Origin of the sequence: Ferroplasma acidarmanus Fer1 (genome assembly GCF_000152265.2) — an archaeon.
Taxonomy (GTDB): domain Archaea; phylum Thermoplasmatota; class Thermoplasmata; order Thermoplasmatales; family Thermoplasmataceae; genus Ferroplasma; species Ferroplasma acidiphilum.
In genome coordinates, this window is the sequence record NC_021592.1 from 178,411 (window position 1) to 194,664 (window position 16,254).

At 37.5% G+C, this 16,254-nt stretch carries 12 protein-coding genes; 4 read left to right on the forward strand and 8 right to left on the reverse strand.

Annotation, left to right across the window (positions count from 1 at the left end; translation table 11 throughout):
• Positions 1 to 125 precede the first annotated feature (125 nt).
• From FACI_RS00700 to hppD, 3 genes are read right to left on the reverse strand one after another with little or no spacing between them, the layout of a single operon-like run.
• Entirely contained in the window at positions 126 to 1,274 is a 1,149-nt protein-coding gene (locus FACI_RS00700) for a homogentisate 1,2-dioxygenase (protein WP_009886163.1), read from the reverse strand.
• Positions 1,275 to 2,162, reverse strand: coding sequence for a fumarylacetoacetate hydrolase family protein (locus tag FACI_RS00705; RefSeq protein WP_009886164.1), 888 nt, complete (start codon positions 2,160 to 2,162; stop codon positions 1,275 to 1,277). It lies immediately after the preceding gene.
• Positions 2,159 to 3,238 carry a 4-hydroxyphenylpyruvate dioxygenase gene (gene hppD, locus FACI_RS00710; protein WP_009886165.1) on the reverse strand — a complete coding sequence of 360 codons (1,080 nt, stop codon included), beginning with the start codon at positions 3,236 to 3,238 and terminating at the stop codon, positions 2,159 to 2,161. Before hppD ends, FACI_RS00705 begins: the two co-directional genes overlap by 4 nt.
• A 119-nt stretch (positions 3,239 to 3,357) precedes the next feature.
• Between hppD and FACI_RS00715 the strand changes: the two genes are divergently transcribed.
• A complete protein-coding gene (locus FACI_RS00715; protein ID WP_009886166.1) occupies positions 3,358 to 5,298 on the forward strand; it encodes an acetoacetate--CoA ligase in 1,941 nt (646 codons plus the stop codon).
• A gap of 44 nt (positions 5,299 to 5,342) precedes the next feature.
• Positions 5,343 to 6,272, forward strand: coding sequence for a cyclase family protein (locus FACI_RS00720; protein ID WP_009886167.1), 930 nt, complete (start codon positions 5,343 to 5,345; stop codon positions 6,270 to 6,272).
• Between the two features lie 2 nt (positions 6,273 to 6,274).
• Here FACI_RS00720 and FACI_RS09705 read toward each other — a convergent pair whose 3' ends face one another.
• Entirely contained in the window at positions 6,275 to 7,189 is a 915-nt protein-coding gene (locus FACI_RS09705; protein WP_009886168.1) for a glycosyltransferase family 2 protein, read from the reverse strand.
• A gap of 117 nt (positions 7,190 to 7,306) precedes the next feature.
• Positions 7,307 to 8,815, reverse strand: a complete 1,509-nt coding sequence (locus tag FACI_RS00730) for an oligosaccharide flippase family protein (RefSeq protein ID WP_009886169.1) — start codon at positions 8,813 to 8,815, stop codon at positions 7,307 to 7,309.
• A 417-nt stretch (positions 8,816 to 9,232) separates the two neighbouring features.
• Here FACI_RS00730 and FACI_RS00735 point away from each other — a divergent pair, with 417 nt between their 5' ends.
• Positions 9,233 to 11,251 carry a DUF2079 domain-containing protein gene (locus tag FACI_RS00735; RefSeq protein WP_009886170.1) on the forward strand — a complete coding sequence of 673 codons (2,019 nt, stop codon included), beginning with the start codon at positions 9,233 to 9,235 and terminating at the stop codon, positions 11,249 to 11,251.
• A gap of 16 nt (positions 11,252 to 11,267) precedes the next feature.
• Here the strand turns inward: FACI_RS00735 and FACI_RS00740 are convergent, their stop codons facing one another.
• On the reverse strand, positions 11,268 to 12,158 hold the full coding sequence (locus FACI_RS00740) for a Rossmann-fold NAD(P)-binding domain-containing protein (RefSeq protein WP_009886171.1): 891 nt from the start codon (positions 12,156 to 12,158) through the stop codon (positions 11,268 to 11,270).
• A gap of 169 nt (positions 12,159 to 12,327) precedes the next feature.
• On the opposite strand from FACI_RS00740, the gene FACI_RS00745 reads away from it, so the two are divergent.
• A complete protein-coding gene (locus FACI_RS00745) occupies positions 12,328 to 13,926 on the forward strand; it encodes a B12-binding domain-containing radical SAM protein (protein ID WP_009886172.1) in 1,599 nt (532 codons plus the stop codon).
• Positions 13,927 to 14,075: 149 nt separating this feature from the next.
• Here the strand turns inward: FACI_RS00745 and FACI_RS00750 are convergent, their stop codons facing one another.
• Together FACI_RS00750 and FACI_RS00755 are read right to left on the reverse strand one after the other, a co-directional pair.
• Positions 14,076 to 14,459, reverse strand: coding sequence for a GntR family transcriptional regulator (locus tag FACI_RS00750; protein ID WP_009886173.1), 384 nt, complete (start codon positions 14,457 to 14,459; stop codon positions 14,076 to 14,078).
• Between the two features lie 66 nt (positions 14,460 to 14,525).
• The gene (locus FACI_RS00755; protein WP_009886174.1) at positions 14,526 to 16,202 is read right to left on the reverse strand and encodes an APC family permease; all 1,677 of its coding nucleotides are present in this window, start codon (positions 16,200 to 16,202) and stop codon (positions 14,526 to 14,528) included.
• Between the last annotated feature and the right edge of the window lie 52 nt (positions 16,203 to 16,254).

Genomic DNA, 16,254 nt, shown 5'->3' on the forward strand with positions numbered 1-16,254 from the left:
TTATATATACAAACTGAAAATTGTACGTTGTCTTTATTCCAGATTATATGGTTTTGCTGTGTATTAGAGGACCCAAAATGTATATTTTTTAGTATAAAAATAGTAAATAATATAGTTTAAAATATTCAATCCTTTCCTGCTTTCCATGAATACATATAATTTTTATCCTTTACAGATTCAGCTTTTTCCGTTGGCATAAGCCATTTATATGACTCTACCATAATTGCAACTTCGTCCGTTTTTGTTTCTCCCAGACTATTTCCTACAACTCCAGGCTGCGGTCCGTGGATTATTCCGTGCACATGCATGGTTATTGATTTCTCTCCTATGCCCGTTCTGCTCATAAAGTTCCCAGAAGAGTAGAATATAAGTTCATCCGAATCAATATTATTGTGGTAATATGGTATGGGTATTGCCCTTTCGTGGAAGTCAAATAATCTCGGAAGAAAAGCGCCTATCATAAAATGTTCTGCTTCGAACACTGTGTGGACAGGCGGTGGCATGTGCAATTTACCTACAATAGGTGCAAATTTGTCTATATTTATTGTGAATGGGTACAGATAACCATCATAGCCCTCTAAATCCAGTACAGGGTAAGTTCTGGAAATATTAAGATAGTAACTGCCGTAGTCAACCATTATATGGTATTCGCCGGGAGATTCAGTGCTTTCATGAAATTCGGGGATTTCAATATCCCTTGTGTAATATGGCATGCCCTCTTTTATCTGCCCGTATTTATTCATGTAATGTGCAGGTATATCCATATGGTCTGATGAAATTGTGAAAAAGAAGAAAGACCGCTCATCCATAACTGCACGGTATGTTGTTCCCCTTGGAATATAAATGAAATCCCCTTTCCTGAATTTAAGTGTGCCAAATGGTGATTCAATGGAACCTTTCCCGGATTGCACATAAAAGACCTCATCGCAGAGGGCATTCCTGAAATAGGCATCTGGGGTTGAGTCTGTATCTATTACTCCTGTGCTTGTGGAATCATTATAGAAAAGAGTCTGCCTGCCGGTGTAAAAATTATTAAGTTTTCCAAGCAATCCGGCCTTTATATGCCTGTGTTCTACAAGATCTACCTTGGATAATTTTTCCCTGTATTCCACAGAGGTTTTTTCAATTTCTGCCGGGTCATATTTATGATATAGCAATGAGTATTTTCCATCAAATGCCTTCAATCCGAATAGCTCTTCCTTAAAAATATGTGACCTGTCATCGTATGTATGGCGTTGTTCAGGCACCTTCCCTTTTTTTACATAATAAACCATTTATACCACCCTGTTAACTAAATTGCCTAATTGTGGAGATTCCAGTATTACTTCATCCCCGGCCTTAAGCCAGCCATATTTCTCCGGGCCAAGTTCAAGGATGCAGCCTGTGCCAAATGTTCCGCTTCCTATTACATCGCCGGGCAACAGAGGTACTGATTCAGATGCCCGTTCCAGCAGTTCTGAAAAGCTGAAATAAATATTCTTTAGATTATTGTGGGAGTATAATTTTCCATTAACATAGCCCTTAAGCTCTATATTGATTTTTCCGCCTTCTGATCCACTGAGTATTTCATCCTTTGTCACAAGGAATGGCCCGAATGATGTGGCATAATCCTTTCCCTTGGCAGGGCCGAGCATTACTTTCATCTCCTCCTTCTGGATATCCCGGAGGCTCCAGTCATTCATTGTTATGAAACCGAATATGGAATCCATGCATTTTTCATGGCAGTCAATAGTTCTGTTTCCTATGACAGCAGCAACTTCCATTTCATAGTCAAAGGCTTTGCTTTTTTCAGGATATTTAATTTCATATCCCGATGGATAAACATTGGGTGTGCATGAAAAGTAGAAAACAGGAAAATCGTACCATTCTTTGATCATATCCAGGCCCTTATTCTTTCTTGCATTTTTTACATGGTCTTCAAAGGCATAGAAATCTCGCACCGACCTCATTCCCGGGATGGGTACACCATATTTTATCGTTTCCGGTTTTATGGCATACTTATCATCCAGCTTTAAATTTATAATTTTACTGTAGAGATTATAGAATTCACTCACAAGTTCATCTTCCTGCATATTCAGCATTGGAGCCATTTCGAAATATTTTCCTTCATGGTATATGCAGTACCGGTAAGACCCTGAATATTCAATAAGGCAGATCTTCATAGATTCCCTCTCATGGCCTGATCTCTTTCAATAGATTCGAAGAGGGCCTTAAAGTTACCGGCGCCAAATGATTTTGCCCCTTTCCTTTCTATGACTTCGAAGAATACTGTGGGTCTGTCTGTCAGTGGTTTTGTAAATATCTGGAGCAGGTATCCATCATCATCGCGGTCTACAAGTATATTGAGTTTCTTGAGTTCTTCAATATCCTCATCCACATTGCCTACCCTTTCAGTTAATGTGTCATAGTATGAGGCAGGAGTCTGCAGGAATTGTATTCCATTCTGCTTCATCTTTGATACAGTTTCTATTATATTATCCGTTTTTAGTGCTATATGTTGCACTCCCTGTGAATTGTAATAATCAAGATATTCCTGTATCTGTGATTTTTTTAATCCCTGTGCCGGTTCATTTATTGGAAATACTATATTGTCGTTATATTTGACAACCTTGGACCTTAGGGCAGAATAGTCAGTCCTGATCATTTTGTCATCAAATGTTACAAGCTGGCTAAAATTCATATTTTTAATATAGTAATTAACCCACTGGTCCATTTCACCTTCGTAGACGTTCCCGACAACATGGTCAACCTTGTATATTCCAGTGTCAGCGGTATGTGTATCTTCTTCCCTGTACCCGGGGAGAAAGCCCTTATAATCTCCCTTTTCTATCATAGTATGTATTGTATCGCCATAAGTTTGCATTACAGCCCTCCTGATTTTTCCATTATCGTCTTTCTCCTCTTTAATTGATGAAACTTTAATGTTTCTGGATTCCAGGTGCTTTTTGGTAAATTCTATATCATCCACTTCCAGTGATATGTCCCTGACCCCATCGCCATGAAGGCTTATTGAATCATTTATTTCAGAATGCTTTTCCATTGAACTGGAGAACACAAGATTTATGTCACCTTTGTTCAATACATAGGAAGATTTGCCACGGTTTCCTGTTTCAAGCCCTGAGTAAGCTTTAAGGTCAAGCCCCAGCCCCCTTTCCATAAAATATGACCATGTCTTGGCACTGGAAACATAGAACTCTATATGGTTTATTTTTTTAAAAAGTTCGTCATTATTATACATAGAGGCTTATTTACATTATAAAATATAAACTTTACGGTAATTATATATGCATGATAGTATCATGCACGAACACATATGCTCCAAAGCAATTTATTTATATAAAGATATGTTGAAGCATTATGGATGCAGGGGTAAAAACACTCTGGGAACCTGGAAATGAATATAAAGAAAAATCAACAATGAATCAATTTTTAAATTATGTAAATACCAATAATCATACGAATATGAATAGTTATAAGGAGCTCTGGGAATGGTCTGTAAAAAATCCTGAAATCTTCTGGATATCACTGGCAGACTTCTCCGGGCTGGATTTAGGGGAATACAATTCTATATTATCTGAAAACAATGTAAATGCCAGATGGTTTGAAGGAGCAAGGGTTAATTATGCCGATCGTGTGTACAGAATGCGTAACATAGAAAAGGCTGCTATTATTTCATATAATGAGGAAGGAAAAGAGCAGGTTATAACTTACCATAGCCTGTGGCAAAAAGTTTCTTCTCTCGCTGCATATTTTCAAAGCAATGGAATAGCTGCCAGTGACACTGTCTGCGCATATATCGGGAATATACCGGAAGCGGTGATAACTTTACTTGCAACAGCATCTATAGGGGCAATATGGTCATCATGCTCTCCCGATTTCGGCATTAAAGGTGTTATTGAGCGATTCTCACAGATTTCACCTAAGGTGTTGATAGTTTCACCGGAATACTCATACAACGGCAAATTATATGACAGGACTGAAAATGCAATTAAAATTTTGAAAGCACTTCCTGAAGTTCGGATTGCAATAACTACTGGAAATAAAGAAATACATGATTTCACAAAGATGAATTCAATTCCAGACAGCAGAAGTGAGTTCGTCCCAATAAAAGTTGAATTTTCACATCCACTATGGATACTTTATTCCTCAGGTACAACAGGAAAACCTAAAGCAATTGTGCACGGACATGGGGGGATACTCCTGGAACATTTGAAGGTAATAATGCTGCATATGAATATTAAGGAAAATAGTGTATTCACATGGGCCACCACAACAGGGTGGATGATGTGGAATGTCCTTGTAGGCGGGCTCCTGGCCGGCTCAACTATATTGCTCTACGACGGAAGCCTTTCATATCCGGATACAGGCATACTATGGAAACTATCTGAAAAATATGGTATAACACATTTAGGTGTCAGTGCTGCTTATATCGGGTCATTGATGGATTCCAGGATAAAAATTAAGGATCATTATCAGCTGGATAAACTCGAGTTTATAGGGTCAACGGGCAGCCCATTATCCCCTGATGCTTTTGAATTCGTATATGAAAACATTAAAGGTAATGTATGGCTTTCATCTTTAAGCGGTGGAACCGACCTCTGTTCTGCCATCTGTCTTGGTTCGCCCACATTGCCCGTATATAGTGGCATGCTCCAGTGCAGGGGCCTCGGAGCACATGTAGAGGCACTTGATCCGGATGGAAAGCCAGTAATAAATGAAAAAGGGGAACTTGCGATAATGGATCCGATGCCAGACATGCCAGTATTTTTCTGGAACGACCCGGATAAAACCCGTTACTATGAGAGTTATTATAACTTTTATCCAGGCATATGGAGGCACGGTGATTATATTTCCATAGATGATGAGGGCAGGGTAATAATCTATGGTAGGTCAGATGCAATATTGAACCGTAACGGCATAAGGATAGGAACAGGCGAGATATATTCATCCCTCAATGGGATTGAAATGGTGGATGATTCCATTGTAATAGGTTATACAGATTCCAGGAAAATATACAGAATAACACTTTTTGTAGTTCTAAGAGGGAATGCAAAACTGGACGATAATCTGATTGGAACCATTAAAAGTAAAATCAGGGATGACCTTTCACCCAGGCACGTTCCGGATTATATTTTGCAAGCTCCTTCAGTGCCTTATACTTTAAATGGGAAGAAAATGGAAGTTCCTGTGAGAAGAATTCTGGAAGGTGCATTGCCAGGAGATATTTTAAACAGGGATTCCGTAAAAAATCCTGATTCACTGGATTATTATGTTGCAGTAGGGAAAACTATTTTCTGATTTCTCTGTCGTTATAATTTTATAGATATTGCCGATGCACAGGTATGGCAAAAATCAATAGTGAAAATGGAAATAAGCTGTATAACACTGAAAGCGACCTATCCTCTGTTTTTGGCAAGGATGACCAGAGGGGAAACCTGAACCTGATTGATAATATAAAGGTAATAAAATCACTTAAAATACCTGAGACTGGAAAAGTATATCGCATGTCACATACTATTTACAATGGAATGGCAGACAGGCCAACACACGGCCCCTATTTCTTTGATATTATGTTGAGGCCCTATGATAATGGCTTTACTGAAAAATATGCCAATAAATACGGGCCTTCACTTGGCAGGCTTGAAATGTGTGACCATACCGGAACACATTTTGATGCACTTTCCCATATGGCTTATGATGGGAAGTTTTTCAACAATATACCCGTAAATGAGGTAATTACAAATACAGGCTATAAAAAGCTTGGAGTAGAAAATGCAGGGCCAATTATAACGGGCGGAATAATGGTTGATGCAGCTGCAGCCAGTGGCACTGATATTCTGGAGGGCGGATATCCTATTACTGTGAAGGAAGTTAAAAATTTCCTGAAAGATAACAGCATAACCCCGGAGCCAGGTGATGCAATGTTCTTCCATACCGGGGCCTCTTCAATGTTTTCAAATCCTGGCAAATACGATAAATTTTATGATTCTTCTCCTGGAATAGGGTACGATCTTGCAAGGTATTTAAGCGAGCTAAAAATTTCAGTAACAGGAAGTGATACTCCTTCATCTGAAGTTGTTCCTCCCGAGGATGGAAATACAAGATTGCCTGTCCACCAGTATTTAATTGCAAAAGCTGGTATACATATAATAGACAACCTTAGCCTCCACAGGATGGCAAAGGACAGGGCTTACCGTTTCCTATTTGTATGTTCTCCCATACCTTTCAAGGGAGCCACAGCATCACCTGTTTCCCCTGTTGCAATAGTATAAATTTATTTTGCTTCCTGTTTCATTTTCTCATTTTTGTATAATTTCATCACGCTATATTTTCTCATAAAGAGCGATGCGATGGAAACTTTAATTTCATATGACCTGGATTCCAGTGTTGGTGTATATAGCAAAACCAGGTAATCTTTAAATCCTGCTGTTTTTCCACCAAAAATATTCAGTCTAATCCTTGTAAAGCTGATTTTATGCTTGAGAATTCCCAGGGTTTCTCTGGAGTGAAAAATGGAGAGCATCTGAATATATGAATTGAGTATAATATTCAGGGAATTGTGGGAAAATTCAATAAAAGAATTAAAATCGGTGAAAGAATGTGTTACACTTTGATCTGTAACCCGGTAATATGTTAGTTCCCTGCTGTCAATCTCCAGTTCCATCCCTGATTCCTTTGCATATAAATAAATCAATGTGTCAATGCTTTTTGATACATTTCCAAATGCTTCACCGTTAATGATTTCCCTCCGAATAGATATTGAAGACATATTAAAATCTGGATTTCTGTTATAATAGGACAGTGGTTTCCCGTCTCTGTCTATTGCTGTAAAATTATTATGCAAATAGCATAGATTATTGCTCTCTTTAAACTTATTTAATACATATTCAAGTTTTTCCCGGTAAAACATATCATCGTCATCCAGAAAACATAGAATATTCCCCCTGGCGATCCCGATTGCTTCTATTATCTTTCCAGAGAGCGTTTCATTTTCACTATAAATATTAATTACATTATACTCTTCTGCAAAAGCGTCAATATTTGTATCCCGGAAGTTTTTAACAATAATTATTTCGTATAATTGCCGTGAAAGTGATTGCTCAGTTGTTGACTTTAAAGCGTCCAGAACGTATTGCCTTCTATTATATGCTGTAATTATGACAGATATGTAATTATTTGATTTCGCCATAAGGGTCACCGCACTAACTATTTTACTGCAAATATTTGTTAACATTTATACAGTTATTATGCACATTGTTTCCTATAGAGTTCCATTACAGTATTATTTTTAAAGATTGCCATGCAATTATTTAATAAATCTGAAGAGCCGGTCATAGTTTCCATTGTGTTCATTGTATGCCATGCGCTTTGCCATGTATCTCAGTGTGCCAAAACGTTCCGGTATTACAGATATTATATATCCCATTTCCTCCTGGCTTATCAGATGGAACACCTTGATTTCTACTAGATAGATCAAAAGCCCGGCCAGTATATATATGAAAATATTTATCATTGTATATGGGAATAAGCCCTGTATCGTAAATATTATGCCGAACATAATTATAGCCGAAATCCATATTTTTATTACTCTGGAAATATCATAATTATTTACAGAAAACTTCCTTGCATAATAATAAACTATGCTAAAATTAACTGCATTCATGGAGGAATAAGCAATTGCAGCGCCTATAATATTAAATCTTGGTATGAGTATGACAGAAAGGACAATATTGGATGCCAGTGCAAAACCGGAAGAATAAAGGAATATTCTGGTCTTTCTTATACTGGAGATGCCTGATGCAAGAACTGTTGTGCCGATAAAAATGGATGTTATGAACATAATTATAATGAGTGGAATATAAGCTATTGTATAATCTGAGCCTGCAAACTCATAGAGTATTATTCTCGAAAGTGCGGCTATGCCAAGAGCTGCAGGTATGTAAATAAGTGAGACAATATTCAGAAGAATCCTGATACTTTTTCTGAAACCTTCTTTATTATCCAGTGAAAAGAATGAGGAAAGCTTTGGAACGAGCAGGTTTGAAACAGGTACCACAAGGAATGTGGCAGCAGATGCTATGATCAGGGCAAAATTATAAATCCCCAGATATGAAAGATTAATGAAATAGGAAACCACTATCCTGTCAATATATGTGGCGCTGGTTCCCATTATTGATGAAAAAAATAAGGGAATAGAATAGTAAACAAGATTGCGGTATGGTTCTTTAACCGCTTTTGTCTGCAACCCGCTGAGCCTGTTATACACCTTATAAACAAAAATCATGAAAAGCATGGCACTTATAATATTAATTGTTGCCAGCCCGGCTATCAGGTATACAGATTTTCCAGTAATAAAAAGCATTGAAAGCGGGAAGAAATAGGTAAAAATATTTATGAAAATGTAAATCAGTGAATATTTTTTATACTGGTTTAATCCAAGCAGCATTGAACCGGATACATTTATCATCACAGAACCAGCTATTGCAATTCCAATAAGCTTGATTGACAGCACATAAGCGCTGCTGTGGAAAAATAATATTGCAATTTCACCTGCAGAGAAGTACATAAAGCCAAAAGCCGCAAGTGCTAATATTATTGAAAATGCGATAGTTTGTTTCATTAATTTTATTACAGCGCTATGGTTTTCCCGTGCAATATGGTATGAAAGATAATGCTGGACACCGTTCGAAAGTCCGAACACAAATACAACAGCCATTATGTTCATTATAGCATATAGCAGAGAGATTGAACCTACTACGGAAACAGGCAGGAGATGTGCTATGAAAAAATAAAACAGGCTGGAAGAAATAAACATAGAGGCAACTGCCGAATACTGAAATGTGACGCCAGAACTAAAAGATTCAGTTATATTACCCAATGAATAGGTATATAAATTCTAAATAAAAACTTATGCATAAAGATGTCGTTCCTGACTGTCCTGAAATAGGTCCCCATCATTAACATAAACACGGTTCAAATCGTTTATTTTGCGTATTTATTATATTATTTTTTCATCAGTTTATCACATTATAATCAACACCCAATATAAATCAATGTGCAGAATACCTAATTAACTTTATGAATAATTGATACTGACAGATATTCAATTTGTTTTTAAGGTTAATAACATAAACTTTTTATAAATTATAAAAAAACTGCTTTTGAATAGAATATTGTAATGGCCTTTAGTTATATGATAAAATAAATATATCAATAAAGACTTGGCAGTTAGATGCAATTTGAGTGGATGCCCCTCCAGATAAAAAGAATATTTACGGATGGAAAGACTGTAAATTACCACAACATTCTTATTTTATTATCCATTATATTCGCTATTTTCTTTTCATTTTATTCTATATTAAAGGCATATACACTTAATGCGTATGCATGGGACCTGGGATTATATTCTCAGGCATTTTATTCATCCATGCACGGGCAATTATTCTATTCAAACCTGCTTGGAGAGAGTTATCTTGCAGAACATTTCTCGCCATTTATGTTTGCCCTTCTCGGTGTCTTTTACATATATCCGAATCCATACATATTGCTTATTATTCAGGCAGTATTCATAAGCTTCGCAACACTTCCACTTTACTACATCTCCATGCATATTTTTTCCAGGATAAAGGAAACATACCCGGAAAACATAAAAAATCCTGCCCTTTATTCATTTATAATAGCAAGTGCCTTTCTACTTTCACCCTTAACAGAAAGCCCGATTTATTTTGATTTCCATTTAATGATATTTCTCCCATTCTTTTATTTTATGGCAATTTATTTTTACATTAAAAACAGGATGGCATGGAATATTGTTTTTCTTGCCCTGATAGTAAGCCTTCATGCTTCCTTTGTTTTTATTGTAGTAATGACATTAATAATGGAAATGATGATATCACGGTATTATTTCAAAGAATCCGGCGAGCGGACAAAAAGAATGTCATACATATTTATCACATCACTTTTAGTTTTACTTATATATTATACTGCAGCAGGCTACCTCAAAGGAGACATAGCACATAGCCAGAGTATTTTGCTTTTCGCAAGTGGAGCTACGGGTTCTGCGTCGAGAAGCATAACTGGCCTTGTTTTAACATTTTTTCTCCATCCATACAGATTTATGACTTATATCATCGCCAATTACCAGATTAAGCTCCTCTTCCTGGTTCTTGCATTTCTGGCCGTCGATTTTGCATTTTACCGTTTCCCTATTGGTTTAATCCCGGCTATTCCATATCTTGTATATGCCATGACTTCCTCATACATACCTTATTATTTTATAGGATACCAGTACTCCATGATGTTTATACCCATGATATTTATCGCCGCCGTATTTGGAATATCTAAAATGATGGAATTTAAGCCTACGCCTTCAATTAAAACTAAACGGGCATACAGGAATTTAAAAAATACCATGGTAGTTATTGCTGTATTTGCAATTGCAGCGTTTATAGTGGTGTCACCCATATCACCTGTATCTCTGGAACCTTCAGGCATCCATAATATTGTAAATGATTCAACAGGATATTCTGCAGAACGGAACCACCTTGTATATTCACTGGAAAATAATATAAGTATGAATTCGTCCCTTGTAACCGGCAACAACATTTACCCGCTATTTTATAGAGATTTAAACGCAACAGCGTTTCCGTACAATAATATTTCATCGCCATCTGTGCATTTTAAGTATCTAATTGCAGATTTAAATGATAGCCAGACCTACATTGAAAATGCTTATAACATATCACTAGCAAATCTTGCATCGGATTATATGAATAGTGGTTCCTATGGCATACTTGCTGAGGGTTACGGTGTGATAGCACTTGAACTCCATTATACAGGAAAACCATTAATATTTAACCCATTAAATATTTCCTATAGTTCAAAGGAATTTGACCATAATAACGGTAAGGTCTATGGCCCGATACCGGATAAAAACATGTCCAGTTTTCAAGAATTAGAAAATCTGGGGGCAGATGTTTTTTCCGGCAACACCACCTATCTTTTGCCCGGGAATTACAGCATATCTGTGTATTTAAACAGCAGCTATAAAATACCTGCATCCGGGATTAATATCACTATTCTCGACAATGGAAGGGTTTCTCTATATACGATAAATTCCAGCTCATACAGATTAAATGGTGAAACTTTAACATTCAATGTGAACAGCACAGAGATATATACTGGAGTTACTTACGTATTCACCGGCGTTCCTTCCATAAATGGAATGTCAATAATGCAGAATTATGTATAACAAAAATAAAGAAAAATCAGAAATTTATTATTCCCATATTTTTTAATATTACATAACCTGCTGCAACATCTTCCAATCCTATTCCCATGGATTTAAATATGGTTTTATTTCCGGGATATTTGCCTTTATTTATCATATAATCCTTCAACTCAACTATTTTTTCCTTTTTCTGTACACCCATTATTTCTGCCGATTCTTTCATTCCCTGTTCCAGATTTTCCACTATCACTACGTCAGAGTTGTCCAGTACATCAGGTGCGGCCTCCCTTCTGATAGGAAAATTGGATCCTGCGAGGTTTATATGGTACCGCTCTGGCAGCTGGCTATAGTTGAATATAGGGCTATTGCTATTCGTAATGCTTGTAATGACATCCGATTCCTTTAAAACATCAAGTGAGTCAACTGACTCTATTCCAAATTTGTCTGCAAAGGCCTTTGAATGTGAAGGATTCTTTGAATATACATGGGCATGCTTTAAATTAAAAATCTCTTTCATTGCCAGAAACTGTGATTCTGCCTGGTATCCAGATCCTATAATCGTAAAATTTATGGATTTTTCTTTGACAACCTCTGAAGTCGCCATTGCAGCAAGCGCTCCTGTCCTGACCTGCCCAAGTGTGTTTGCCTCCAGTATGTAAAGGTCTTCAGGTTTTTCCGTATTGAATATTACAACTACAAAATGTATTCCGGATGGACCTGCATAATAGGTTTTTAATCCAGCTAAATGCCTATCCCCATAAACTCCTGGCATAGTATTAAGCATGCTATTATTATTCATTATTCTGTCTCTTGGATGGGCATCTGAAGCACCATTTCCGTAGGATTTGAAGGCTTTTCTTAACTCTTCAATGCATTCGCCCATTTTCAAATTTGATCTTACATCCTCTTCCGTTACGTAGGTAATCATAAAATTTAATTGTTTTTGCTTTAATAAAATTTGTGTTTAAACCGCTATAATGTTTTAACTATAACTCCATTCAAAAAGAGATTCACCATTCTTATATTCATTACATTATAATTAATTGTTATAATATATACTGCGTAAAACGTAAATATTCGTTAATTATATAAATAGTATGTCATTCAGGGCAGTTTTTATAAGGCCCAGCAATCGTACCGGGTCAGCATATTTAAGCAAGTGGGGGTTCCTTCCAGCACCCCTGGGTTTGTTAGCTCTAGCAGGAGAGATCAAAAGGATCCCGGATAGTAAAGTAAAAATTATAGACATGGAAGCAGATAATATCTCCCTGGATGAGGCCATAATACAAATTCTTGAATTTAAGCCTGACCTGGTGGGAATTACACTTCATGCCACTGCTGCACACAATAATGCAGGGTATATAGCCCGCGGTATCAAGAAAGCTAAACCGGATACAGTTCTTGTGGCGGGTGGCCACCATGCTACTTTTCTCCCGGAAGAACTTATAGAAGCGGGCTTCGATATATCTGTCCTTGGTGAAGGGGATGAAACCATTTATGATATAGCTATGGCAATAGTAGAAAATGGAAGCTTTAATCATATAAATGGAATAGTTTTCAGGGAGGATGGAAGCACCAAGCGGACAATGCCCAGAAAATTAATCCAGGACCTGGACACGCTTCCCATGCCCCCACTTGGACTTCTTGACCCTTCGAAATACACATTCAAGGTATTTGGCACTGATGACAGGGTTATGTGCCTGGAGACTTCCCGCGGGTGCCCCTATGGCTGTGATTTCTGCTCGGTAACACCAACATGGGGAAATACCTGGAGAAACAAATCCAACGAACGTATTATAAAGGAAATGGAAAACGCTAAAAGTTATGGGTATAACTGGATATTCTTTACTGATGACATATTCATAGTGGAGCCAAATGTTAAGCACAGGGAAGCTTTATTTGATATGATACTGGAAAAGAATCTTAATACTTCATGGATTGTCCAGATGCGCGTCGATGTTACATCACGCCATCCGGATCTGATTGAAAAGGCCGCTAAGGCTGGAATGAGCATTTCATTCCTTGGAGTGGAGTCAGGCAGTGAAGAGATATTAAAGAAAATGCATAAGGGAGAATTTACTCCACAGTCCGCACAGGCAGTTAGAATTCTATCCAGCAATGACATCGTTGTCATAGTTGGCATGATGATTGGGGCACCATATGAAAGGTACCGTGATTTAAGATCCACGGTCAGATTTTCAAGGGAATTGGCAAGGGCAGGGGCCGATGCCCTTCAATTTTCAATATATACGCCACTTCCAGGTACCAGGATATTCGATGAAGCACTGGAGAAAAAGTCGCTCTTCACATTGGATTGGGATAGATTTGATGTCCTTACGCCTGTTATGAAAACCCGTGTCGGTCCGGTGCTTGACCAGATGGTGCAGTTCTATGCATCCTATTCATTCTATATCTATAAATTTTTAAGAGGAAAGATTATAGGATTGCAACTGGCCGGAAAAAAGAGAAAATTGATTGATACCGGAACAAAATTTATAGTTGATATGATGCCAGAATATTTACGGAGCATTGCCCGATTTCCCAGGCATTTGCTGGAAACATACGATATGTACTGGAACTCGAAGAAGAATGGATTTATCGGAAAAGAAGGGCATGAGGAACTTGTTTCCAATTCAAATAAGATAATTTATGATATGGGGAAAAAGAAAAATGTATATTATATGATAAAGCGTTAAATGCAGATTGCCAGATGGCTTCACCATATCATATTTTTATAAAAATTGCTGTTAAATACCGGCTAAATGCATATTATTGTACCGCAGGTTATTGTACCGCAGGTTATTGTACCGCAGGTTATTGTACCGCAGGTTATTGTGGATTAATTTTAATCTGACCTTATGGAAGAAATTATTCTTTTAACGCTCTCAATTATATCATTCTCAGTATAACCCATCGCAAGTGCCTCGTTTACCATATCCTTTTCCTTTTCAATTAATTTTGTTCCTTTTTCCGAATTATTTCCACCAGCAATTGCATATTTCTTGCTTTTTCCAAGAACGATAATTCCATTGTTTCGCAATTTCTGGTATGCCTGGTTTACAGTATGAAAGTTTATATCGAGCACGCTGGCAAGTGTTCTGGATGATGGGAGAACGTCACCAGGATTTAATTTTCGGGTTGAAATATTATATGTTATCTGATTGTAAATCTGCAGATACAGCGGTTGTTCAGAATTTCTATCAATAACAATTTCTAAAGTTTTTACCATATGTTATAGTTATTCTATAATAATATAAATTTATTACGTTCATAAAATACTAAAAAATTTAAATTTTTACTGGGACTCTTCCACTTCCGGTTTACTATTCTGGCTATCTTTCCAATCGGCTTCACCCTGTTTTGTGTAGAGTTGCTCAGTAAAGTCCTTGTGTATAAATTGCTTTTTAAAGCCAGACAGCACACCAAGCGGATATATTACAAAGAGTCCCACTATAAAGGTTATGATAGTTCCCTGCAGGTATGTAAAGTATTGCGGAAATACAGCAGATGTCAATCCATCGTGGCTTGTAGCAACCATAAAAGTTGCGAATCCTATAAAGAATACATACCACAGGGCATTTTTTGCACCTATTTTTACCTTTGAAAGGGCACCGAACAGTACTGCACCAGCAGCTATGAGTATTACAGCATAGGGTTCAGATGGCCATCCTGTCCAGAACACGATTAGGGCTGAACCGGCTGTAGCAAGTGGCGCTATGATACTCATTCCACGTACCATATCTTTCTTCTTTGTTATTCCCTGCCTCCTTGTTACCATAAGGGCGATTGGATTAGTTATCAGCCCGATGTAACCTGCTGCAGTTGCATCGTCTATAAAGGTATATATGCTTGGTACAGGCGCAGTCACAAATACAAGCACTACACCAACTACCGCGAATATAATTAAAGACCACAATGGTACCGAATGCTTGCTTTCGATGCTTTTTAATTTATTTGACATATAGCCAGATCTTCCCATGGAGAAAAGAACCCTGGTTCCTGAACCCAGGTAAATGTAACCGGTAACAAATGGAGTTAGCACTCCTGTTATTACAGCAGCTATAAATACAAATGGGAATGGCTTGGACAGCAAGAAAAATGGATTATCCCCATGGAAAGCCGCCTGCACGCCCAGGAAGTTCCCGGGTATTACACCAATAAGTGACCAGTTTGTCCCCATTGTGAGAGCAAAGGCTACACTGATATATATTAATGTTTCAAATAATAGAACCATTCCTATTGCCCTTGGCATTTTGCTTCTGTTATTTGTTTCTTCAGCGAGGTCAGGTATTACCCGTATTGCACCGAAATCATACATTGCGTATGGCATTATAGAGAATAGAGGAATAGCAACTCCGTATGGGGCGAAGCCATATTTGTAGAAATTGGCGTAATCAAAGGCAAAAAATACTAATCCAAGCGACATTGACAGGTAAAAGAATATTTTAACAGCACCTGTATATAGCGTAGATTTTCCGAACTGCTTTATACCATAATAGTTAAATGGAATTAAGCCGAGCATAAGTGCAAGCCCCAGTGCCACACCGGTATATGTGGGAGCCCCGCTGGCGGCCAGAAAAATGGGGTCAAAATAATTTATACCTGCTATTATGGAAATTACTTCAACCGGCGGTATAAACAGATACCAGATAATATCGGACATGGCATTTATGATGTTTGTCCATCGCCCATGTGTATAAATTGAATACCTTGTTGGGCCACCCGCCTCCGGGTAGGTAACACCAAGTTCCATGTATGTCAATCCTATCAGGGAATATATAGCGGCACCCAGTATAAATGCCAGAATTGCTTCAGGCCCTGCTATAGTTATCATAGCAACTGTTCCAAACAAAGCTCCATTACCAAATGCACCTACAAGACCGACCATAAGCATTTGATTAAATGTCAGGTCTTTTTTAAGTCTTGGTTTTCGTTTTATTATATTGTGTTTCATAGTATTAGAGTTTTCCATAATAGTTGTTTAGTGCATATTTATATTTAAATATTCATGAAAAAGAATATAT